Below are 22,874 nucleotides of genomic sequence, written 5' to 3'. Positions count from 1 at the left end.
ACATTACCAAAATATACAAAGTTGAAAAGAATTTTGTAAGCGGTTACCAAAAAATAATTGGAGGATTTTATAATGGCAGAAATCTTAAAGAATTATATTAATGGTGAATGGAAAGAATCAAAGAGTACAGAGACGCTGGATGTTTTGAATCCTGCAACTAAAGAAGTGATTGCAAAAGTACCTCTTTCGACACGTGAAGAATTAGACGAAGTAGCACAAATCGCTGCTGAGGCATTCCTAGAATGGAAAGAAGTTGCTGTGCCTAAGCGTGCACGTTTGTTATTCAAGTTACAGCAACTATTAATAGACAATAAACATGAATTAGCTGAAATCATAACTAAAGAGAATGGCAAGAATACAACAGAAGCGTTGGGTGAAGTACAAAGAGGTATTGAAAATGTTGAATTTGCGGCTGGGACACCATCGTTAATGATGGGAGATTCATTATCAAGTATTGCAACAAATATTGAAGGTACAAGCTATAAATATCCGGTAGGTGTTGTAGGAGGGATTACTCCATTTAACTTCCCTATGATGGTGCCATGTTGGATGTTCCCAATGGCAATTTCTTTAGGTAATACATTTGTGATTAAGCCATCTGAGAAAACACCATTGTTAGTAAATAAACTAGCTGAATTAGTAGAAAAAGCCGGCTTCCCTAAAGGTGTATTTAATGTTGTGCATGGTGCACACGATGTTGTTAATGGTATTTGTGAAAATGAACATATCAAAGCAGTTTCATTTGTAGGATCTAAACCAGTTGGCGAATATGTCTATAAAAAAGCGACAGAAAACTTAAAACGCGCCCAATGTTTAACAGGAGCTAAGAACCATACTATTGTATTGAATGATGCGAACATTGATACAGCTGTGAAAGATGTCATTGGAGCTGCATTTGGTTCTGCAGGTGAACGTTGTATGGCTGCGGCAGTTATAGCAGTAGAAGAAAATGTTTATGAGGAATTTAAAGAAAAATTAGTTCAAGCAGCTAAAGATATCGTCATTGGTAACGGTTTGGAAGATAACGTATTTTTAGGTCCAGTAATTAGAGAAGAGAATAAAGCTAGAACACTAAGTTATGTGGATGCAGGTGTCAAAGAAGGCGCAAAACTAGTGCTAGATGGTAGAGAAGACAATAAAGAAGATGGCTATTTCGTTAAACCAACTATCTTTGAAAATGTCACACCTGACATGAAATTATGGCAGGATGAAATTTTCGCACCAGTATTATCACTAGTTAAAGTTAAAAATCTAAAAGAAGGTATCGAATTAGCGAACAAATCAGAGTTTGCAAATGGAGCTTGCTTATTCACTGATAGCGCTTCTTCCATCAGATACTTTAGAGAAAATATTGATGCAGGCATGTTAGGTATTAACCTTGGTGTACCAGCGCCTATGGCCATCTTCCCATTTTCAGGTTGGAAATCTTCGTTCTATGGCTCATTACATGCTAACGGTAAAGATAGTATTGAATTCTATACACACAGAAAAGTTGTTACAGCACGTCATGACGAACCTAAATTTTAAGGAGTGAACATTGATAATGGCTCAATTATTAAATAAACCTGTACATCGTCGTCTAAGCGATGATGTACAAGTTATCCACGATTTAAAACCTAACGACATTAACTTAAATTATATTGGTTTAAAAGTACTAGATATCAAACAGAATGGTATTTACGAAGAATCAACTGAGGATTTTGAATTATGCATTGTGGCTTTAACTGGAAAGATTAATGTATCAGATGGTAATGAAACTTTTAAGGACCTAGGGACAAGAGAGTCAGTGTTTGAAAGAATTCCAACAGATAGTGTGTTTATTTCGAAACACCATAATATAAAAATTGAAGCAACGCGAGATGCTAGAGTGATTTTATGTTATTCGCCTACTGATGAAGTTAGACCAACACAATTGATACCAGCAAAAGAAAACGGTGTTGAAGATAGAGGTAAATATTCAAATCAACGTCATGTGCACAATATATTGCCAGATACACATGAAGCGAGTGAAAAATTATTAGTAGTAGAAGTTTATACGAACCAAGGTAATTGGTCTAGTTATCCGCCACACAAGCATGATCAGGACGATTTACCCAATGAGTCACTATTAGAAGAGACTTATTATCATGAAATGAATCCAAGTAAAGGTTTTGTGTTCCAAAGAGTATTTACCGATGATTTGTCATTAGATGAAACAATGGCAGTTGAAAATGGTGATGTTGTAGTAGTTCCAGAAGGATATCATCCTGTAGCCGTTCCTGATGGTTACGATGGTTATTATTTAAATATCATGGCTGGTCCTAAAAAAGTTTGGAAATTTTATAATCAACCAGATCATGAATGGATTATTGACCGTAAATAAAAGGGGTGTAAATAAATGACTAATAAGAAACATATCGTAGCAATTGGTCGTGCTGCAATTGACTTAAATGCTAAAGAAATCAACAGACCAATGGAAGAAACAGCCACATTTAGTAAATATGTTGGTGGATCTCCGACGAATATAATGATTGGCGCATCAAAATTAGGTTTAAACGTTGGTATCATTGCCAACGTATCCGACGACCAACATGGAAGGTTTATTACAAACTATTTTGAAGAAGTGGGTGTAGATACTTCACAAATTCATATTGATGAAGAAGGCCGTAAGATTGGTTTAACTTTTACCGAAATAAAAAGCGCTCAGGAATCAAGCATCTTAATGTATAGAGAAAATGTAGCTGATTTATACCTTGCACCAGAGCATGTAAATCCAGATTACATTAAGAATTCCGAATATTTGCTCATTTCAGGAACTGCACTATCGCAATCACCTTCAAGAGAAGCAGTGTTAAAAGCGTTATCGGTTGCTAAAAAACACGGTGTAAAAATCATTTTTGAATTGGATTATCGTCCATATAATTGGGTGAACAAGGAAGAAACATCGATTTATTATGAATTAATTGCTGAGCAATCAGACGTTGTTATCGGTACGAGAGATGAATTCGATATGGTTGAAAGCTATCAAAATATTTCAGACCAAGAAATTAGTCATTTGCTGTTTGAAGCAACGCCTAATTTGGTTGTAATCAAGCATGGCGTGCAAGGTTCATATGCATTTGATAAAGCTGGTCACGTTTATGAAGGAAAAGCATTCAAAGCGAATGTAGTAAAAACGTTCGGTGCAGGGGACTCATATGCAGCAGCATTTATATACGCCCTCGTCAAAGGTAAGCCTGTAGAAGAAGCATTGAAATATGGAGCAGCTTCAGCAGCCATTGTTGTAAGCAGTCATAGTTCGTCAGAAGCAATGCCTACGATAGATAAAATAGAAAACTTAATTAAAGAACAATCATAAGGCGGTGTTGAATTGTGGTCAAGACAGTGAGATTAACAACAGGTGAAGCAATCGTTAAATTTTTAACAAAACAATACATTTATGTTGATGGAGAAGAAATAAAATTTGTAGAAGGTGTAATGAATATTTTTGGTCATGGCAATGTGCTTGGTTTAGGTGAAGGCTTGTCTAAATACCAAAAAGAATTGAAAATGATTCAGGGCAAAAATGAGCAAGGTATGGCCCATACTGCAATTGGATTCAGTAAGCAAAGTTTAAGGGAAAAAATATTTGTCGTAACCAGTTCTGTTGGTCCTGGTTCAGCGAATCTGGTTACTGCAGCTGGCACTGCATCAGCAAATCACATTCCAGTGTTATTCCTCCCGGGAGATACGTTCGCTACACGTCAACCAGACCCAGTTTTACAACAAATTGAAAATCCTCAAAGTATTGGGATAACTACAAACGATGCATTGAAGCCTTTATCAAGATATTTTGATCGTATAACGAGACCAGAACAAATTATGTCAGCACTCATTAGAGCATTTGAAGTTATGACAAATCCTCAAACAGCTGGTCCAGTAACGATAGCATTAAGTCAGGATGTACAAGGAGAAGCATTTGATTTTCCAGAAACATTCTTTGATAAACGCATACATTATGTAGATCGATTAGAACCTTCTAACCGTTCTATTGAAGCTGCGATTGAAGTGCTTAAAACTGCTAAGAAGCCTTTGTTAATCGTCGGCGGTGGCGCTAAATATTCTGAGGCACAACATGAAATTGAGCAACTAATAGACAATCATCATATACCGATGGCTGAGACACAAGCAGGAAAATCAACAATTGCAGCGTCGCATCCATTAAATTTAGGCGGTTTAGGTGTAACTGGAAACTTAGCAGCGAATATTTATGCGAAAGATGCGGATGTCATTGTCGGTATAGGAACAAGATATTCTGATTTTACAACTAGTTCAAAGACAGCTATCAATTTTGATTCAGCAAAAATTATTAATATTAATGTAAATAGAGTGGATGCTTATAAATTAGATGCGATTCAAGTAGTTGGCGACGCGAAAGTATCTATTTCTAAATTAAGACAGCAATTAGACAACCATCAATATGATATAGAGGACACTGTTCGTAATGTTAAACAAGAATGGAACAACGAACGCAATCGCTTAGCGAACATCGATATAAATGATACACATTATGCACCTGAAATAGCAACGCATTTTGATAAAGAGAAACTAAATCGATATGTAACATCATTACAAACCGAGTTACCACAAACGAACGCTTTAATAGAGGTCAATAAATCCATTGATCATGACGCAATTATTGTCGCTGCAGCTGGTTCATTGCCAGGTGACTTAGAAAGATTATGGGAAACAGATACCTTTAATACTTATAACATGGAATACGGTTATTCAACTATGGGGTATGAAATTGGTGCTGCTGTTGGTGCTAAAATATCAGAACCAAATAAAGAAGTATATGCGCTAGTTGGCGATGGCAGCTTCCTAATGTTGCATTCTGAATTGATTACAGCACTGCAATATAACTATAAAATTAATATCATTTTATTCGATAATAGCGGTTTTGGTTGTATTAATAATTTACAAATGGATAACGGTAGTGACAGCTTTTGTACAGAATTCACTGATATGAATGGTGACATATTAAATGTTGATTATAAAAAAGTCGCTGAAGGATATGGTGCAGTTACTTACAAAGTAAATGACATCAATGCATTAACAAAAGCGATCACAGAAGCTAAGAAAGAAGCAAAATCTACATTAATAGAAGTTAAAACATTACCTAAAACGATGACAGCAGGATATGAGTCATTTTGGAATGTAGGCGTTTCGGAACATAGCGACAAGCAAGCCGTACAAGAAGCATTTTCAAACAAAGCTGAAATCATGAAAACAGCGAAACATTATTAAGACAGGTGAAAAAATAATGACAAAAATAAAAATAGGTCAGGTAGGTCTCGGCCGATTAGGCAAAGTGCACGCGTCGAATATTGTAAAACATGTGAATAATGCTGAATTATACGCAGTAGCAAGTGTAGTTGAACAAGAATTAGAATATGCCAATGAAGTGTTAGGCGTTCAACATTGTTATAAATCTTACAGTGACATGCTTGATAACGATGCGCTAGACGCGGTTGTGATTGCTTCACCAAGTGGATTTCATGCAGTACAAATCACTCAAGCCCTTGAAAAAGGATTACACGTATTTTCTGAAAAACCGATTGGCTTAGAATTGGAAAATATTAGACAAGTGGTAGATAAAATCAATGATAATCCACATAAGGTGTTTCAATTAGGCTTTATGCGTAGGTTTGATGAATCTTATTTGTATGCAAAAGATGCAGTAAATCGAGGTGAATTAGGAAAAATTACAGCCATGCGTTGTTACGGTATTGATCCTAGTTCAGGGTTAGATAGTTTTATACAATTTGCTAAAAATAGTGCTAGTGGTGGTTTATTTTTAGATATGTCAATTCATGACATTGACTTAGTGAGATGGTTTACTGGTTCGGAATTTAAAACAGTTTATTCCCTAGGAAATAATATTGCAGCACCTGAATTAACTGCTTGTGATGAATTAGAAACAGGCGCATGTTTATCAGAGTTAGAAGATGGTACAATTGCATATTTTTTAGCCGGAAGAAATGCGCAGCATGGCTATCACGTTGAAACAGAGATTATAGGGACGGAAGGCATGATTAGAATTGGTAATGCACCTGAAAAGAATTTAGTCACTTTATATGACAAAAATGGTGTGGTGAGGCCTACTTCAGATCATTTTCCAGAAAGGTTTAGGTTTGCTTTTATAAATGAAATGAATACATTTGTGAGCACCATTAAAAATAAAGACCAGTCATCTGTTACAGCTATGGATGGTTTGAAAAGTACAGAAGTCGCAATTGCTATGCAAAACTCCATCGAAACTAAGAAGGTTATTACGTTATGAGGTGAACAAAATGACTAAAAAGATTCGTTATGCATGCGCGCCAATCGCATGGACGAATGATGATATGCCAGAATTAGGCAGTGAAAATTCATTTGAACAATGTATTAGTGAAATGGCATTAGCTGGGTATGAAGGCACAGAAATAGGCAATAAATACCCGAGAAACCCTGAAGTATTAAAGTATTATCTTGAACCACGCGGTTTGTCGGTTGCTAGTGCATGGATTAGCTTGTACTTAACATCAGAACCGTATGAAGTAACGGCAGAGGCGTTTATAAAACATAGAGACTTCCTATATGAAATGGGAGCTAAAGTGATTGTCGTATCAGAACAAGGTAATAGTATTCAAGGGAAATTAGATAAAGCATTATTTAGAGAAAAGCCTATTTTCACCGAAGAAGAATGGCACTTACTAATCGAAGGTTTAGAAAAGTTAGGCGAACTAGCGCACGAAAAAGGTATGGAAGTTGTATATCACCACCACATGGGAACTGGTATACAAACTACAGAAGAAATTGACAAACTAATGGAAAGAACAAGCAAAGATAATGTTTCTCTCTTGTTTGATACTGGGCATCTGGTTGTCTCTGGGGAAGACCCTATAGAAGTATTTAATAAACATGTAAATCGCATTAAACACATTCATTTTAAAGATGTAAGGCCAGAAGTTAAAGAAGCAGTGGATAAAGAAAATCAATGCTTTTTAGATGGTGTACGAAAAGGTATGTTCACTGTCCCTGGTGATGGGGTTATTGATTTTGAACCTATTCTGAACCTTATATACCAATCAGATTATAGTGGATGGATTGTAGTTGAAGCTGAACAAGATCCATCTGTAGCAAATCCTTTTATATACGCTAAAAAAGCAAAAGAGTACATGGCTCAATACCAATGAACGCATAGTTCGATGTAAGACTGAGGGTATTCTTAAGCTTCCAAGGGGAGAGAGTGATCATGAGTATGTTTGCAGTAATTTCATTTTTAGTAGTCATTGTAGTAATAGCATTATATGCATTTTTAAGAAGTAAAAAAATTAATACGAAAAACGCTGATGGATACTTTATGGGTGGCAGAAGTTTAACTGGTTTTACCATTGCTTCTACAATTATCATGACCAACCTGTCTACCGAGCAAATCGTAGGTCAAAACGGCCAAAGCTTTAGAGCTGGTATGGAAGTTATGGCTTGGGAAGTAACTTCGGCGGTAGCAATTGTTATATTAGCACTTGTGTTTCTACCTAGATATTTTAAATATGGCGTAGATACGATATCTGACTTTATTGAAATGAGGTTTGATACCTTTACTAAGAGATTGGTATCGCTATTATTCATATTCACATATGTTGTATCGTTTCTGCCGGTTGTCCTGTATTCAGGCGCACTAGTATTTAATAAAATTTTTAATATTAGTGAAATCTTAGATATAAGTGATATGACGGCTGTTGTACTTATTTCAACATTTATAGGTATCTTCGGGATTATTTATTTGTTTATCGGAGGTCTTTCTTTAAGTGCACACAGTGATTCTATTTATGGAGTGGGGCTTATTATCGGAGGTCTTGCTATACCAGTTTTAGGACTAATAACGTTTGGTGATGGCAGTTTCTTAAAAGGTTTCGACAAAGTGATTCAAAATACACCTGAAAAATTAAATTCTATTGGTGCCATTGATTCGGACATCGTACCTTGGCCGACGTTATTCTTTGGTATGTTCTTTAACAATTTATTCTTTTGGTGTACGAATCAAATGATTGTTCAAAAGGCACTCGCTGGTAAAAATTTAAAAGAAGCTCAAAAAGGTGCAATGTATGTTGGTACATTTAAAATATTTGGAGCTTTGTTCCTAGTATTTCCAGGCGTACTAGCATTCAATATGTTAGGTAATAAGGTTACTAATCCTGATAATGCATATCCTATGCTTGTTAATGAAGTGTTGCCAGGTTGGGCTTATGGCTTATTTGGTGCAGTTATATTTGGAGCGATTCTCAGTTCATTTGTTGGATCACTCAATAGTACGGCAACCTTATTCTCGCTTGATTTTTATAAATCAGTAATTAATAAAGAAGCAACAAATAAACAGGTTTCTAGAGTTGGTAGATTAATAACCGTCCTTGTAGGGATTGTTGTAGTAATTATTGCACCAATGATTTCACTGTTTCCACAAGGTTTGTATGCTGTAGTACAAGAGTTTAACGGCATTTATAATATGCCATTATTAGTACTGATACTTGTTGGATTCTTTGTTAAACGCACATCACATCAAGGTGCTAAAGTGATGTTTATTTTACACATAATTTTGTATGCGTTTTCAAAATTATTGATATCAGACATACATTATCTATATGTCCTAAGCGTATTATTCTTTATAGATTTATTTATAGTATTAATATTTAACAAATGGAAACCATCAGATGAATTTGATTTCAATGTCAATTACGCAAAAGTAGATATCACGCCTTGGAAATACAGATATTACGTAGGGGCTGCTATTATCATTGTTGTAATCGCAACTTATATCTTATTCTCACCACTTGGTTTATCCTAATAGGAGGAATTTCATGACACTTACATTCGGAGTGATTGGCGTTGGTAGAATTGGTCAATTACATATTAACGGTTTAAGAAATAATAAAGACGTCAGAATTAAATGGGTTTCAGATTTATATTGCGATAAGTTGTCAGAATGGATCGCAAAAGCAGGTATAGAAAATAAAACAAAAGATCATAGAGACATTATTAACGATCCAGAAGTAGATGCGATTGTCATCTGTTCACCCACAGATACACATGTTGAAATTATTAAAGCAGCGGCAGCAAAAGGCAAACACATATTTTGTGAAAAGCCTATCAGCCTTTCTTTAGAAGAAGCTGAAGAAGCTGTTGAAGCGGTGAAACAAGCTAATGTAAAACTTCAAATGGGGTTTAATAGAAGATTTGATAAGAATTTCAAACAACTTCACAGTATTTTAAGTAAAAAAGAACTAGGCAAGATTCAGACATTACGTATTACTTCTAGAGACCCAGAGCCACCTCCAATTGAATATATTAAACATTCTGGTGGATTATTTATGGATATGACAATTCACGACTTTGATATGGCGAGGTATTTAATGCAATCTGAAATTGTTGAAGTGTACGCAACAGGTTCAGCATTAGTCAATCCCGAAATATCAGCATATGATGATATTGATACGGCGCTGATTACATTAAAATTTGAAAATGGTTCCATTGCAATTATTGAGAATTGTAGAAGAAGTGTTTATGGCTATGATCAACGTATAGAAATTTTAGGGGATCATGGTGCAATAGATGTGGGAAATGAACAATCTTCGACTTTAAATTATCATCACATAGATGGTATTAGAAGAGATAATCCGCCTCATTTCTTTTTAGAGCGTTATAGTGACGCGTATAAAGTTGAAATGGACGACTTTATTGCTGCACTGCAAAATGATACAGATGTCATTTGTTCAATTGAAGATGGATATAAAGCGCAACAAATTGCGTTAAAATGTAAAGAATCGCTAATATCAAATCAACCAAAGACAATATAAAGAAGGGTGGGGTGCTAATCAATGAATTCACTTATACAACAAGCCAAACAAGAACATTACGCCATACCTCAAATCAATGTAAATGGATTGTTATGGATAGAAAGTATTTTAGAAGCAGCAGAAGCAATGCGTTCACCCATTATAGTAGGTACAACTGATAAAGTGGTTGAATTTCTTGGAGGATATCATTTTATATGTACGACAATAAAAAATAAGATTAAAGCAATGAATATTACGATACCGGTTATTGTTCACTTAGATCATGGTTTGACCGTTGAAAATTGTAAAAAGGCAGTTGATGCTGGCTATGATTCAGTGATGTACGATGGCTCAAAGTTATCCATTGAAGAGAATATTAAACAAACCCAAGCGGTTGTTGATTATGCGCATAATAATAAGGTCATTGTCGAAGGAGAAGTAGGAGCTATTGGTGGTAACGAAGATGGTATTATTGGCAATGTAAAATATGCTGATTTAGATGATTGTATCAGGCTAGCCCAAGAGGCAAAGTTAGATACATTGGCACCTGCTCTCGGGTCTGTACATGGAAAATATCAAGGTGAACCGGATTTAGGATTTTCAGAAATGAAAGCCATACAAGAAGCCATTGATATTCCGCTAGTGCTACATGGTGCATCAGGCATTTCAGATGAAGATTTATTAACAGCAATACACTTAGGTCATGCTAAAATTAATTTTAATACAGAAATCAATATCGCTTGGAGTAACCAACTAAGACAAACACTTAATCAAGATAAGTCATTGTTTAATCCACAACAAATTCTAAAACCTAGTAAAGAAGCGATGGTAGATACGATTAAATCTATTATTTACAAATGTACGTCTCATGACCGGGTATAACAGCACATATGTAGAGAGGAGGATGAGCGAAAATGCCATTAATGAAAATTGATTTAATAAAAGGAAGAAAAAGAGAAGAAATAGAGCAAATATTAAATATCTCTTATGAAGTTATGCTAGAGACATTTAAAGCACCCAAAGGCGACAGGTATCAAATAGTTAATCAACATGAAGATTATGAAATGCAAATTTTGGATACTGGGTTAGGCGTAGAACGAACAAAGGATGTAATTGTGTTTACAATTATTACACGGCCAAGGACTCAACAACAAAAACAAAGATTCTATAGTGAGGTAACCAAAAAGCTTCATGAACACATGGGGATACGTAAAGAAGACATCATGTTTAGTTTGATTGAGAATACAGATGAAGATTGGAGCTTCTTTAATGGAGAAGCTCAATTTCTAAATGGAATGCTTTGAGAAATGTATAATTGAAAATTTATTATTTAATATAGTACTCTAGGGTATGTTCAAGAGATTTCTTATTATCCATGTTATTATTGAACAGATTTTATCGTGGGTACTTATTAACATTAAGATTATACTTATAAAAATGGACTATTGATAATAAATAGTCCATTTTTTACATTTAATTAAAGTGAAGTTTTCTTATATTTTATGTATGAGTGAGAAGAAACGAAAATTATAGCTTAAACTTTGCATTTTCAACCATAGCAATATTTAGATAGACAATTTTCAACTATTTAGTTATATAACAAAATAGTTTATGAAATATGTAGAGTCGCGTTCTTATACACAAAAATATATATACTTATATCTATATAGATGTTAGTCTATTTAATGTCTAGGAGGTATATTAATGTCTTATAAAGAACTATCATCAATACTAAAGGTTTTATCAGATCCAAGCAGGTTAGAAATACTAGATTTATTATCTTGTGGTGAATTATGTGCATGTGACTTACTGGAACATTTTCAATTCTCACAACCAACACTAAGTCATCATATGAAGTCATTAGTAGATAACAATATAGTTACTACAAGAAAAGACGGCAACAAACACATGTATCAACTTAATCATGCTATTTTACACGACACCAATCAAAATTTAAATATCATTAACACATCTAATCAGCGCTGTATATGTAAAAATATGAAATCAGGTGACTGTTGATGACGACGTTAGCAATTATAATCTTCTTGTTAACTTTAATCTTTGTGATATGGCAACCGAAAGGTTTAGATATTGGTATTACAGCTTTAATAGGAGCTGTCGTTGCTATCATTACAGGGGTTGTTAGTTTTTCTAATGTATTAGAAGTAACTGGTATTGTTTGGAATGCTACTTTAACCTTTGTAGCTGTTATTCTTATTTCATTAATATTAGATGAAATTGGTTTTTTTGAATGGTCTGCGGTACATATGGTCAAGGCTTCAAACGGTAACGGCTTAAAAATGTTTGTTTTTATCATGCTACTTGGGGCAATTGTAGCAGCATTTTTCGCAAATGATGGTGCAGCATTAATCTTAACGCCCATTGTATTAGCGATGGTAAGGAATCTAGGATTTAATAAAAAAGTGATTTTTCCTTTTATTATTGCCAGTGGTTTTATTGCTGATACTACATCACTACCTTTAATTGTAAGTAACTTAGTTAATATCGTCTCTGCAGATTACTTTGATATTGGATTTATTGAATATTTTAGTCGAATGATTATTCCTAATATATTCTCTCTGATTGCTAGTATCCTCGTTCTATGGGTATATTTCAAAAAATCTATACCTAAAACGTTCGATACAGAAAATCTTACAGATCCTAAAAATGTAATTAAAGATCCTAAGTTATTTAAAATTTCGTGGATTGTATTAGCTATACTGCTCATTGGTTATCTTGTTAGTGAGTTTATCCAAGTCCCAGTATCAATTATTGCTGGTATTATTGCTTTCATCTTTGTACTGTTAGCTCGTAAATCTAAAGCAGTTCATACAAAGCAAGTGATTAAAGGTGCGCCATGGAATATCGTTTTATTCTCTATTGGTATGTATCTTGTTGTTTTTGGACTGAAAAATGTAGGAATCACAACAATTTTAGCTGATGTATTATTTAATATTTCAAGTTATGGGTTGTTCAGCAGTATCATGGGTATGGGCTTTATAGCTGCCTTCTTGTCTTCTATTATGAATAACATGCCAACTGTTTTAATAGACGCTATTGCTATCGGACAATCAAATGTAGTAGGTACTATTAAAGAAGGTATGATTTATGGGAATGTGATAGGTTCTGATTTAGGCCCTAAAATTACGCCAATTGGTTCTTTGGCAACATTATTATGGCTACATGTTTTAACACAAAAGGGTGTAAAGATTTCTTGGGGAACATACTTTAAAACCGGAATCATTGTTACTATTCCAGTATTATTTGTAACACTTTTAGGTTTATACCTGACACTACTCATATTTTAGATAAGAGGGGGGAATTATGAATAAAAAAACAATTTACTTTATATGTACAGGAAACTCGTGTCGTAGCCAAATGGCTGAGGGTTGGGGAAAGAAAATATTAGGTGATAATTGGAATGTCTATTCTGCTGGTATTGAAACCCATGGCGTTAACCCTAAAGCAATAGAAGCTATGAAAGAAGTAGATATCGATATATCAAACCATACATCTGATTTGATTGATAATGATATCTTAAATCAATCGGATTTGGTCGTCACTTTATGTAGCGATGCAGACGATAATTGTCCTATCCTACCACCAAATGCTAAAAAAGCACACTGGGGTTTTGATGACCCAGCAGGTAAAGAATGGTCAGAATTTCAACGTGTAAGAAATGAAATAGGTGAGGCAATTAAAGCGTTTAAGAAAAAGACCGAGTAATCACTTGGTCTTTTTATATTAATGTATTTTTATCTATCTAAATGTCTATATCGCGTCGCTCTATTTATATTGTTTTGACTTTTATCTCATCTGATACATATTTCTATAGTCAAGACGAGATTAGCAAAATGGAAAATCTTTTACTAACTTAGTTCATGATACTTACAAAGTTTTCTGTTGTCTCATATCTACTTTAGATAATCAAAGTTATATATAATTTTGGAATAATCACATAAAAAGTAGTTTATTAGAGTTAATTTTTGAATATTTAATGTTTCTTTTCAAATATGCACAGTTATAAGTTCAGGTATTATTATATTAAAAACAACCTTTTAAAAGACTTTCTGAATTTTTCCCATGCATATTTATCAAGGTAATATTTATCTCCTGTTTTGATGATGACATCCCTTTTTAATAAATTGTTGAAGGTTCTTTTGTGCTTAATATTTAAATCTTCGTAAGTTCTAGTAGTTTTCGGTGAAGTAGCTCCTACTTTAATCATTAACTTAGCAACTCTATTTTGTTTCCATACAATTGCTTCAGAACCATTAGACATATTATTCACTCCTTTTTATAAAATTATATCATTATATAAAATAATTATCTTAAATTGGTAAATATATTTTTATGACGATTAAATTACGGTGGATATATGGCTATTCTTGTGATGAAATTCCTGACCTTTATATTTTGCTTTGGATGTTAGGGCTGTTTTAATTATTGTTAATAAATTCCAGCTCATTTCTTCTAGTTATTATATTTTTATGTAGCCTAGATTACCATTAACAGTTTCATAAAAATCGAATTGCATCCTTGATTTAATAACAAAACCATTTAAGTTTTTATAAGATTTATCGCATGTTGATTTAATTCATCATATACGTAGTCTAGTGAACTGAAATATTTATATATGCTTTTTTACATATGTTGAAAAGTAGGATGTTTTAATGAATAACCAAAATTGATTGACAGTAATTACAGTTGTAACTATAATGGTTACATGAGGTGGTTAATATTAAAATAAGTAGTCGTTTTACAGTTGCTGTGCATATATTGACTTTAATAAAAATAGAAAAAGATTATACTTTAACTTCTAGTCAGATAGCCGAAAGTGTCAACACGAATCCAGTAGTTATTCGCAGATTGATGGGGAAACTCAAAGATGCAGGTTTTATAGAGGTATCTAGAGGTAATTCAGGTGTGAGACTTATAAGGCCATTAGATGAGATTACATTGTTTGATGTTTATAAAGCTGTAGAAGTTGTTGAACAAGGAAATTTATTCCAAATACATGAAGATACTAATATTAATTGTACTGTTGGCGCAAACATTCAAATTGTATTAGAAGTTATTTTAGAAAATGCACAAGAGGCAATGGAGTCAGTATTGAAAAATGTGACGTTAGAAAATATCGTAAATAAGATTCTTGTAAATAACGGATAAACACATCCGTTCTCCCAACTTGTAACTGTAACTGTTACGATTACAAGATTGAATGGACGAAAATTTCACAAAGTTATTAATCACCTTAATAACTTTTATTAAAAGAGCAATATTGTTTAGCCATTACAAATCCGTACTATGAATGTATTTAAGTGAATTCGTAATTACAAAAATTAGGAGGAATTTATTATGAAAATCGGCATTATTGGAGCAACTGGAAAAGTTGGAAGCCTAGTATTAGAAGAAGCAATTGAGAGAGGACATGATGTAACAGCGATAGTTAGAAATGCATCAAAACTAGCAAATAATAATATAAATATATTAGAGAAAGAAGTAACTGAAATTACTTCAGAAGATCTAGAAAAGCTAGATGTTGTTGTCAATGCATTTGGTGCGCCACTTGGTGAAGAAGATGCACATGTAATAGCTGGTCGTTCATTAATTGAAGCGTTAAAAGGTACTGATACAAGAATTATCGTCGTAGGTGGCGCTGGTAGTTTATATGTTGATGAACAACAAACAATTAAGTTAATAGATACACCAGAATTCCCAGAAATATTCTTACCAACTGCTAAAGGACAAGGCAAAAATTTACAAGATTTAAAAGATTCCAAAGGTATAACTTGGACATTCCTTAGCCCGTCTGCTGATTTTAATGCGGAAGGTATAAGAACTGGAAGTTACCAATCAGGTAAAGATAATTTATTAGTTAACTCTAAAGGAAATAGCTATATTAGTTACGCAGACTTTGCAATAGCAATTTTAGACGAAATTGAAAACCCACAACATAAAAATGAACGCTTTACAGTTGTTGGAGAAGAAATATAAAAATAAGAAGATAAATTGAAAAAGATAGAAAATCAATATCTTAGAAAGTATATAGGATGGATAATTTCTTTAATTAAAGAGGTTATCCATTTTTTTATGTAATTAAGATACATTGGTATTTATCACAATTAACCCTGTTGTTAAAAAATGAATTAATTTTTTGTTCGTTATAATTTTGTGATTTGAATTGCCCGAAACATTATTGCTTCTAGTGGTACTTTAATCATTAACTTTCTTTACACCATATTGTTTTACTAAATTATTTAAAGTATGTATATGTTGGATATTTAAATGAAATAAAGCTTTAGCAGTTTATAAAGAGAGTGCATAGTTGTTCTTCATGATTTTTATACTAGCGTTTTATTTCAATTATTACGTAAAAAAGGTATTTCAATATATCAATTTTTATTTATCTGATTTTCTTAATAATTAAACATTTTAAAGATTATTCATATATATATAATATCTTTCATTATGATTTGCTTGATTCGATCTATTTAAATAAAACTTTAAAATTAAGATTGACAAAAAATCGATAAAATAAAAATTTTTTGAAAAATGGCATTTGCATAAAGTAGATAATATTAATATTGTGTAATTCTATAGAAATATAGTTTAAAAAATATAATTAAAAATATTCTAAATTCATACAGTTGTGCCATTATATGTCGTAGCTTGATAGTACAATGATATTACCAAAAAAGAAGGTGACTTAGTTGAATCGTTCACATCGGCTATTAAGCATTTACACACGATTTTTACAAAGAAAAAAATTAGATAAATTGGAGTTGTCTACTGAGTTTAAGGTCAGCGAAAGAACTATTATAAGAGATATTCAAGAAATTAGAAATTACTTTTATGATAATGATGAGTGGATTGAAAAAAAGTGAAAAGGAAGTAATTACAAATAAGTTAGAAAATACTATTTCTGATTTAACTGATAAAGAAATAAAAAATGTAGTTATGTAAGAGATTTTAGTGACAAAAAAACTAGCCAGCCTAAGGCAGCCTTTCGTACATTGGCTAGAAGTATGCCAACTGGATCAGAAAGAAATTCATTGTTAAAATCAGAGAATTTAACTAGGTCTGCAAAATGATAAATTAATTACTATAAAAGGAACAAATAATTTTAAAAGTTATGGTGATGTAACTCATAAAGAATACCCACAAGAGTTTCCTGATGAAGGGATTTTAATAGCAATTAATGCAGTTAGTAAACCTAATACAGGAACAAGTGGGGCACTAGAGTACAATAATAAAATTGATTTTAATAAAGATTTTAGAATAGTAGTACCAGTCGCAAACATGAATCAAGGAAATACAACTGGAGCAGATGGTTGGGGATTCATGTTTACAACAGGAACTGGACAAGACTACTTGAATCAAGGTGGTATATTAAGAGATAGAGGTTTAGCAAATGCCTCTGGATTTAAAATTGATACTTCTTATAATAATGTAGGTGGAATTACTGATTCAATTGATGCTGATAAAACAAATAATCTTAGGCAAATTTGTGGAGTGAAAATTGGTTATGGTACTTTTGTAGCAAATGGTACAGATGGGACAAGCAGACAAGTTGGTTCAAACGCATTAGGATCTAAAGATAGACCAATAAATAAAATTCAATATGCTGATAACACAACGAATATTTATGATGGTAAATTTCATGGTCAGAGATTCAATGATGTGGTATTAAATTATAATGCTAGGAATGAAAAAATAACAGCTTCATATGCTGGGAAAGCTTGGGAAGCTAGTCTCAGAGACTTAGGTATTAATAAAACAAATAAATATAATTTTTTAGTTACATCAAGTCACATGGCTAATAGATATTCCTACGGTATAATGAGAACAAATTTAGATGGAATAACTATAACTACTCCTCAGGATTTAATTGTTGATGGAGAACCGGAAGTATCGAAAATAGAAGTGCCATTTGAGAAGAAACGAGAATTCAATCCAAACTTAGCACCAGGCACGGAACGTGTGAAACAAGAAGGTGAACCAACAGAAGAAATCACGACACCAGCTGTAGATGAAATTATTGAATTTGGTCCAGGAGACGTAGACTCAGGAGTAGATTCAGATATAAATGAAGCCACAAATTCAAAAGTAGCTTCAAACAATGAATCAAATACTAAGTTAGATAGCTATGAAAATGTAAGCAACATATCAAATACAGAAATGGTTTCTAACAATAGTGAAGGTAAATAATTCATACCAAAATAAGCCGGACCTTAAAGGTTCGGCTTTTTCATATTAGGTACTAATCAGAACATGTGATCAATCCTAATATGAAAATAATAATTAAGTAGTTATAACACGTGCCAAAAATGATGTTATTAAGTTGATATGATAGTAATTTTTGGTTTTGTCCAGACTCTAAAAAAGTAGATAGTCATAGCCAGTCTGATGTTATACCTACAAGTTACAGATTTTTTAAATATTTTGCCAATAAATTTGGTTTAGGCTACAGTGTCATATAATTGGGTACGATAAAGAATAATTTGTCCTTTCACAATACAGAAAAATCAGTAAGAAATACTTTGTAAATTCTTTGTATAGTCTAATAATATGCAATTTCTGTTTGATATATCAGTCAATATTATATTGATATTTCCAGTACCCATGTGGCAAAATGTATTTACTACCATAAGGGGTGTTATATGAAAATAAATAAAATCATAAATAACAATGTGATTAGTGTTCTGCAAAATAAACAAGAGCGTGTCGTTATGGGGAAAGGGATTGGGTTTCAAAAACACGAAGGAGATATCGTAGAAGAATCGAAGATTGATAAGATTTTTGATTTAAGTAGTCAAGAGATATCAGAACGTTTCAAAACGTTATTAATTGAAGTGCCAATCGAGGTTGTTCAAGTAGTTGAGAAGATTATTGAGGTTGCTAAGGTTGAATATCATAAAGACTTGAGTGATACGATTTATGTCGCGCTCACAGATCATATAAACTTTGCAATTGAGCGTCAACAACAAGGTATGACGATAAAGAACGGCTTATTATGGGAAATTAAAAAATTCTACCCTACTGAGTACGAGATTGGGATACGTGCTTTGGAATGGATTGATGAAAGTGCAGCTGTTAAATTACCAGTTGATGAAGCAGCGTTCATCGCGATTCATTTGCTCAATGCAGAACATAATAATTTAGCGGATTACAACCAAGTGACTGAAATGGTACGAAATATCTTAAGTTTAATTAAATATCATTTTAGATTAGAGTTCGATGAAGAAAGCCTAACTTATTTTAGATTTGTAACCCATTTAAAATTTTTAGCACAACGTATTTATGCTAAGAACCCACTTAATACAAGTGAAATGGAACTCTATGAAATCGTGAAAGAAAAGTACAAAGATGCGTTTAGGTGTGTGAAGAAGATTGAATCATTTTTAATGAAAAAGTATCAATATGAAATGACACATGACGAAGCATTATACTTAACGATTCATATCCAAAGATTAATTTCTAGAAATGAAAGCGTTGACAATTAATGATTATGTGGTAGATTAATGTTAAGAAAACAAAATAAACAATTAATTGTTTAGGATTGTAACTGTTCGGCAGGCGAGACCTAAGCCATTAATAGACGATTTTATCTGGGGATAAGTATGTCTATTTGTGGTTTAGGTCTCTTTTTTTATTGTTCTAAATAAGATGGGAGTGACTTAAATGGGAAATGAGCAAAGAATGGCTGATGAAATTTTAAAAAATATCGGCGGTAGTGATAATGTAAAAAATTTAACGCATTGCATGACACGTTTAAGATTTGTATTAAAGGACGAAAATAAGGCCGATGATAAAGCCATAAAAGATCTTGATGGGATAATGGGTTTGCGAAAGCAAGGAGGACAATATCAAATTATTGTCGGCAATAATGTTTCACGAACGTATGCGGATTTAATGAAATTGGGAGTAAGTGGTGGCGCTAAAAGTAACGAACCCGCTGAAAAGAAAAAATTAACACCTAAACAAATAGGTATTAATATTTTAGATGCCATTATTGGTACGATGTCACCTTTAATACCTGCTATTATCGGTGGTTCAATGATTAAATTGTTAGTAATGATTTTAAATATGACTGGGGTATTATCATCTGAAAGTTCAACATTTAATATTCTAAATACGATTGGTGACGCGCCATTCTTCTTCTTACCTATGCTTGTTGCAGTATCAGCAGCTAGGAAATTTAACAGTAATGTATTCTTGGCATTAGCAGTAGCTGGGGTCATGGTTCATCCAGTATTTATGGAGATTATGGAGAAAGCCGCTGAAGGTAAAGCAGCAACATTTGCATACGTACCAGTAATGTCCGTGAAATATACGTATACGATTATTCCTGCTATCGTTATGACTTGGCTGTTGAAATATATTGAAGATATAATCGATCACATTACGCCTATCGTTATGAAAAACTTTTTAAAACCTATGTTGATTTTGTTAGTTGCAGCGCCAATTGCAATTATTATTGTTGGTCCTGCTGGAATTTTAATAGGTACAGGGTTATCGCAATTTGTATTCTTCGTACATGATCAATTAGGTTTCTTAGCAGTAGGCATTGTAGGTGCATTATGGCCTTTATTGGTTATGACAGGTATGCATCGTGTGTTCACACCAACAATTGTACAAACTATTGCAGAGACTGGTAAAGAAGGTATGGTTATGCCATCTGAAATTGGTGCAAATTTATCACTTGGTGGCGTTTCACTTGCAGTAGCATTTAAAACTAAAAATAGAGAGTTACGTCAAACATCATTGGCGGCAGCATCGTCAGCAATTATTGCAGGAATTACTGAACCAGCATTATATGGTGTAGCTATTCGATTAAAACGTCCTATGATTGCATCGATGATTACAGGATTTGTTGCAGGAGCGGTTGCAGGTCTAGCGGGACTTGCGAGTCGATCAATGGCTTCACCTGGTCTGTTCACAAGTGTGCAATTTATAGATCAAGACAACCCTATGAGTATTTTATGGATTATTGTTGTAATGGTTTTATCTATTGTATTGTCATTTATTTTAACTTTAGTGCTTGGATTTGAAGATATACCAGAAGCAGAAGATGATTTATTATATGCAGAGACGAAAGGTGACATGATTGTAGAAGCACCTGTTGAAGGTAAAGTGAAGCCGATTGAAAGTGTGGAAGATGATGTGTTTAGTCAAGAAGTGATTGGTAAGAGCGTTGCGATTGAACCAACAGGTAATACAATATATGCGCCAATAACAGGAACAGTGACCTCAGTCTTCCCTACCAATCATGCTGTTGGTATTACAGGTGACGAGGGTGTTGAAGTATTAATTCATGTAGGTATTGATACTGTTAAGCTAGATGGAAAACCATTTACATCTGCAGTTGAACAAGGTGACCATGTGAATAGTGGGGAGATTATTGGGTCCTTCGATTTAACTGAAATTATTGAAGCAGGTTATGATCCGACAACGATTGTAGTAATTACAAATACAGATGATTATCACTCTATTACGTCTTTCGATACTGTTGACGTTAGTGCTAATACATCAATATTAGGAGTGGTTAAAAAATGACGATAAAAACTTTTCCAGAAAATTTTCTTTGGGGCGGCGCTATTGCAGCAAATCAGACAGAGGGTGCATGGAATATTGGAGGGAGAGGTCTAAGTAATATAGATTTAATCCCACATGGACCAAACAGACAAGACATCAAATTAGGATATAAAGCATCGCAATTAAGTAATACAGAATACTATCCAAGCCATACAGGTATTGATTTTTATCATCATTATAAAGAAGATATTGCTATGCTTGCTGAAATGGGGTTGAAAGTCTTTAGAACCTCTATTTCATGGAGTAGAATTTATCCGAATGGTGATGAAACAACCCCTAACCAAGAGGGTATTGATTATTACACAGACTTATTTAAAACATGTAAAGAACATAATATCTCGTTACTCGTAACATTGGCACATTTTGATATTCCTATGGGGGTCGTTGAGCAATACGGTGGTTGGAAGAATAGAAAAACAATTGATTTATATATTAAATTTGCAGAAACATGTTTTGAAAATTTTGGTTCATATGTTGATTATTGGATTCCATTTAATGAAATTAATGTTGTGTTACACAGCCCATTTTCAGGTGGTGGATTATATTTTGATGAAAATGAGGATAGGGAAACATTGTTATATCAAGCAGCACATTATATGTTAGTTGCAAGTGCTAAAGCTGTGGAAAGTTGTCACTGTATCACGCCCGATGCTCAGATAGGTTGCATGATTGCAGGCGGTAGTTTTTATCCGTACAGCTGTAACCCAGAAGACGTCTGGCAGTCTATGATTGATGAAAGAACAAATACATTCTTTGTAGATGTCCAAGCTAAAGGGAAGTACCCTTACTATATGGAATCACTATTTAAGTCTAAAGGAATCCAAATTGATATTACTGACCATGATAAAGAGGTTTTGAAACAAACCGTAGATTTTGTAGCGTTTAGCTATTATGCATCTAGAACATCTATTGCTGATATTACAAGGGTCGAGAAAAATGAAGGTAATATAATAGTATCGGCTAAAAATCCATACTTGAAGATGAGTGATTGGGGATGGGTTGTCGATCCACTTGGTTTAAGGATTACGATGAATCAAATATATGAACGCTTTGAGAAACCACTATTTGTTGTTGAAAATGGATTGGGAGCAAAAGATGTCATAGAAGCAGACGGCAGTATCCAAGATGACTATCGTATTGATTATATGCAACAGCATATACAAGCGATGCATGATGGTATTCAAGATGGCGTACCTTTACTTGGTTACATTAGTTGGGGAATTATAGATTTAGTATCAGCATCCACAGGTGAAATGAGTAAACGTTATGGTATGATATTTGTTGATAAAGACGATGCTGGTAATGGCACCTTAGAACGTAAAAAGAAGAAATCATTTGATTGGTATAAAAAAGTCATACAGCAAAATGGTGTAGAAATATAAATAGCTAGAGAACCAAGTATTTATATTTGGTTCTCTTTTTGTTTGGTAAATGGACAACATA

General features: G+C 33.4%; 21 protein-coding genes. 20 read left to right on the top strand and 1 reads right to left on the bottom strand.

The window, feature by feature from the left end; genetic code table 11:
- The first annotated feature begins 72 nt into the window (after nt 1–72).
- The 13 genes from ACSUE0_RS00670 (at nt 73) to arsC (ending at nt 13,559) form a co-directional block, all read left to right on the top strand.
- Nucleotides 73–1,527 carry a CoA-acylating methylmalonate-semialdehyde dehydrogenase gene (locus ACSUE0_RS00670; protein ID WP_119614241.1) on the top strand — a complete coding sequence of 485 codons (1,455 nt, stop codon included), beginning with the start codon at nt 73–75 and terminating at the stop codon, nt 1,525–1,527.
- A 16-nt stretch (nt 1,528–1,543) separates the two neighbouring features.
- Nucleotides 1,544–2,362, top strand: a complete 819-nt coding sequence (gene iolB / locus ACSUE0_RS00665) for a 5-deoxy-glucuronate isomerase (RefSeq protein ID WP_119614240.1) — start codon at nt 1,544–1,546, stop codon at nt 2,360–2,362.
- Nucleotides 2,363–2,377: 15 nt separating this feature from the next.
- The gene (gene iolC, locus ACSUE0_RS00660) at nt 2,378–3,337 is read left to right on the top strand and encodes a 5-dehydro-2-deoxygluconokinase (protein ID WP_119614239.1); all 960 of its coding nucleotides are present in this window, start codon (nt 2,378–2,380) and stop codon (nt 3,335–3,337) included.
- A gap of 14 nt (nt 3,338–3,351) precedes the next feature.
- The gene (gene iolD / locus ACSUE0_RS00655) at nt 3,352–5,265 is read left to right on the top strand and encodes a 3D-(3,5/4)-trihydroxycyclohexane-1,2-dione acylhydrolase (decyclizing) (RefSeq protein WP_436955572.1); all 1,914 of its coding nucleotides are present in this window, start codon (nt 3,352–3,354) and stop codon (nt 5,263–5,265) included.
- 16 nt (nt 5,266–5,281) lie between these two features.
- Nucleotides 5,282–6,301, top strand: a complete 1,020-nt coding sequence (locus tag ACSUE0_RS00650; RefSeq protein WP_436955570.1) for a Gfo/Idh/MocA family oxidoreductase — start codon at nt 5,282–5,284, stop codon at nt 6,299–6,301.
- Between the two features lie 10 nt (nt 6,302–6,311).
- Nucleotides 6,312–7,196 carry a myo-inosose-2 dehydratase gene (gene iolE, locus ACSUE0_RS00645; protein ID WP_119614236.1) on the top strand — a complete coding sequence of 295 codons (885 nt, stop codon included), beginning with the start codon at nt 6,312–6,314 and terminating at the stop codon, nt 7,194–7,196.
- A gap of 59 nt (nt 7,197–7,255) precedes the next feature.
- Nucleotides 7,256–8,845 (top strand): solute:sodium symporter family transporter, encoded by a 1,590-nt coding sequence (locus ACSUE0_RS00640; protein WP_119614235.1) that lies wholly within the window; start codon nt 7,256–7,258, stop codon nt 8,843–8,845.
- A gap of 13 nt (nt 8,846–8,858) precedes the next feature.
- Entirely contained in the window at nt 8,859–9,854 is a 996-nt protein-coding gene (gene iolG / locus ACSUE0_RS00635; RefSeq protein WP_436955568.1) for an inositol 2-dehydrogenase, read from the top strand.
- Between the two features lie 21 nt (nt 9,855–9,875).
- Nucleotides 9,876–10,715 carry a class II fructose-bisphosphate aldolase gene (locus ACSUE0_RS00630; protein WP_119614233.1) on the top strand — a complete coding sequence of 280 codons (840 nt, stop codon included), beginning with the start codon at nt 9,876–9,878 and terminating at the stop codon, nt 10,713–10,715.
- A gap of 32 nt (nt 10,716–10,747) precedes the next feature.
- Nucleotides 10,748–11,137, top strand: coding sequence for a tautomerase family protein (locus ACSUE0_RS00625; protein WP_119614232.1), 390 nt, complete (start codon nt 10,748–10,750; stop codon nt 11,135–11,137).
- A 400-nt stretch (nt 11,138–11,537) separates the two neighbouring features.
- Nucleotides 11,538–11,852, top strand: coding sequence for an ArsR/SmtB family transcription factor (locus tag ACSUE0_RS00620; protein WP_119614231.1), 315 nt, complete (start codon nt 11,538–11,540; stop codon nt 11,850–11,852).
- Nucleotides 11,849–13,141, top strand: coding sequence for an arsenite efflux transporter membrane subunit ArsB (arsB, locus tag ACSUE0_RS00615; protein WP_436955565.1), 1,293 nt, complete (start codon nt 11,849–11,851; stop codon nt 13,139–13,141). The genes ACSUE0_RS00620 and arsB overlap by 4 nt, the downstream gene beginning before the upstream one ends.
- Nucleotides 13,142–13,157: 16 nt before the next feature.
- Entirely contained in the window at nt 13,158–13,559 is a 402-nt protein-coding gene (gene arsC / locus ACSUE0_RS00610; RefSeq protein ID WP_119614229.1) for an arsenate reductase (thioredoxin), read from the top strand.
- 313 nt (nt 13,560–13,872) lie between these two features.
- Here arsC and ACSUE0_RS00605 read toward each other — a convergent pair whose 3' ends face one another.
- On the bottom strand, nt 13,873–14,115 hold the full coding sequence (locus ACSUE0_RS00605) for a hypothetical protein (protein ID WP_119615255.1): 243 nt from the start codon (nt 14,113–14,115) through the stop codon (nt 13,873–13,875).
- 458 nt (nt 14,116–14,573) lie between these two features.
- Between ACSUE0_RS00605 and ACSUE0_RS00600 the strand changes: the two genes are divergently transcribed.
- The 7 genes from ACSUE0_RS00600 to ascB all read left to right on the top strand — a co-directional run bounded on the left by ACSUE0_RS00600 (nt 14,574) and on the right by ascB (nt 22,813).
- A complete protein-coding gene (locus ACSUE0_RS00600) occupies nt 14,574–15,002 on the top strand; it encodes an Rrf2 family transcriptional regulator (protein ID WP_119615259.1) in 429 nt (142 codons plus the stop codon).
- 189 nt (nt 15,003–15,191) lie between these two features.
- Complete coding sequence (locus ACSUE0_RS00595) at nt 15,192–15,830, top strand: NAD(P)-dependent oxidoreductase (RefSeq protein WP_119615257.1); 639 nt, start codon at nt 15,192–15,194, stop codon at nt 15,828–15,830.
- 716 nt (nt 15,831–16,546) lie between these two features.
- On the top strand, nt 16,547–16,720 hold the full coding sequence (locus ACSUE0_RS00590; protein ID WP_119613548.1) for an HTH domain-containing protein: 174 nt from the start codon (nt 16,547–16,549) through the stop codon (nt 16,718–16,720).
- Between the two features lie 415 nt (nt 16,721–17,135).
- Nucleotides 17,136–18,044: a G5 domain-containing protein gene (locus ACSUE0_RS00585; RefSeq protein WP_436955563.1), complete on the top strand. Its 909-nt coding sequence runs from the start codon at nt 17,136–17,138 to the stop codon at nt 18,042–18,044.
- Nucleotides 18,045–18,496: 452 nt separating this feature from the next.
- On the top strand, nt 18,497–19,339 hold the full coding sequence (gene licT / locus ACSUE0_RS00580) for a BglG family transcription antiterminator LicT (protein WP_436955561.1): 843 nt from the start codon (nt 18,497–18,499) through the stop codon (nt 19,337–19,339).
- A 178-nt stretch (nt 19,340–19,517) separates the two neighbouring features.
- A complete protein-coding gene (gene ascF / locus ACSUE0_RS00575) occupies nt 19,518–21,392 on the top strand; it encodes a PTS cellobiose/arbutin/salicin transporter subunit IIBC (RefSeq protein ID WP_436955559.1) in 1,875 nt (624 codons plus the stop codon).
- Nucleotides 21,389–22,813 carry a 6-phospho-beta-glucosidase gene (gene ascB / locus ACSUE0_RS00570; RefSeq protein ID WP_436955557.1) on the top strand — a complete coding sequence of 475 codons (1,425 nt, stop codon included), beginning with the start codon at nt 21,389–21,391 and terminating at the stop codon, nt 22,811–22,813. Before ascF ends, ascB begins: the two co-directional genes overlap by 4 nt.
- Nucleotides 22,814–22,874 lie beyond the last annotated feature (61 nt).

The sequence above is a fragment of the Staphylococcus sp. AS1337 genome, from assembly GCF_051408735.1.
GTDB lineage: Bacteria > Bacillota > Bacilli > Staphylococcales > Staphylococcaceae > Staphylococcus > Staphylococcus xylosus_B.
This window is presented reverse-complemented; position numbering and strand designations above follow the sequence as displayed.